A 1,600-nucleotide genomic window follows, 5' to 3' on the forward strand; every position below is an offset into this window, starting at 1 on the left:
CGAGGCGCGCGACGCTCACCGTGACCGGCAACGCCGAGCGTCCTCGACCCGGTCCGCGACGCCCCCGGGGCCGAGGACGCCTCGACCGTCGAGACCGCGGACGGTGAGGCCGCCGTCACCGTCCCGGACGTACCGATCGGCGCGTACGTCGTCGGCGTTCAGGAGGGCGGCCCGATCCACGACGAGGGGGCGGCCCTCGGCGAGCCGCTGACGATCGTCTCGATCGACGGCGAGCGCGTCGTCGACAACGAGGCGCTCTCCGCGGTCCTCGGCGACCGCGACGCGGGCGAGACCGTCCCCGTCACGGTGTACGATTCCGACGGCGAGCGCGAGACCTACGACGTGGAACTCGACCCGCACCCGAACCGCGACGGCGGGTTCATCGGGGTCAGCGTCTTCCCCGGCACGAGCGGCCTCGCGCTCGACGACGTGGGCGTCACCGAGTACCCCGCGGGCGCGTACCTCGAACTGCTCGGCGGCGAGGGCGGTGAAGGCGCGAGCGACGGGCTCGCGCTCGGCGGGGTCACCGACTCGCCGCTCGGCTTGGTGTTCGTCGCGCTGATCCTCCCGCTCGGCAGCCTGTTCGGGCTCCCGTTCAACTTCGCGGGCTTTACCGGCGACCTGACCAACTTCTTCGTCGTCGAGGGGCCGCTCGCGGCGCTGGGCGGCGGCGTCTTCCTGCTGGCGAACCTCCTCTTCTGGTCGGGGTGGATCAACATCCAGCTGGCGCTTTTCAACTGCCTGCCGGCGTTCCCGCTCGACGGCGGCCGAATCCTGCGGATGGTCGCCGAGGCGGTGGTCAGCCGGGTCCCGATCAGCGATCGCCACGCGGCGGTGCGGACCATCACGGTCTCGTCCGGGCTGGTGATGCTGGCCGGGCTGATCGCGATGGTCTTCGGCAACCAGATCCTCACCGCGCTCGGGCTGATCTGAGGCGGGTCACCGACTTCCGGGCCGTGAAAACGCTTCTCTCCGGCGGTTGCGAAAAACTGCCTCCCGCTTGAGGGAAACGCGTTTCCCCGGCGGGCGCGACGCACCCGTATGACCCGCTCGCGGACCGTCGAACTCGAGGGACACATCATCGACAGCGGTACGATGCAGCGCTGCTTCGGTGCGGTGATGGACCTCGGCGGATCGTTCGACGTCGAGCAGTTCGACGTCGGGAAACACGAGACGGAGGAGTCGTACTGCCGGCTGACCGTCTCCGCCGACGACGCCGAGACGCTGCGGGCGATCCTCCACGAACTCCACCAGAACGGGGCGGTGCTGGAGGACCCCTCGGAGGTGAACCTCGTCGCCGCGCCCGCGGACAAGGTGGTCCCGCCGAACTTCTACTCCACCACGAACCACCCGACTGAGGTGCTGTACGGCGGCGAGTGGATCGCGGTCGAGCGGATCGAGATGGACTGCGCGCTGGTGGTCGAACCCGAGCCGGCAGCGGACGCCGGCGAGGGGAACCGAGCGGACGCCTCGGGCGACGACGAGACCGACGGCGGTCCGCGCGCGTACACCAAGACGCTCAACGCGGTCGAGGAGGGGGACCTCGTCGCGACCGACGAGTCCGGGATCCGGGTGAACCCGCCGGAGCGCCCGCGGAGCG

2 pseudogenes are annotated in these 1,600 nt (G+C 70.8%); both read left to right on the top strand.

Annotation, left to right across the window (positions count from 1 at the left end):
* A pseudogene (locus tag BN903_RS02900) lies at nucleotides 1–933 on the top strand (site-2 protease family protein); the annotation flags it as partial.
* Nucleotides 934–1,041: 108 nt separating this feature from the next.
* Nucleotides 1,042–1,600 (top strand): annotated as a pseudogene (locus BN903_RS02905) (TIGR00300 family protein); the annotation flags it as partial.

It is taken from the genome of Halorubrum sp. AJ67 (assembly GCF_000513435.1).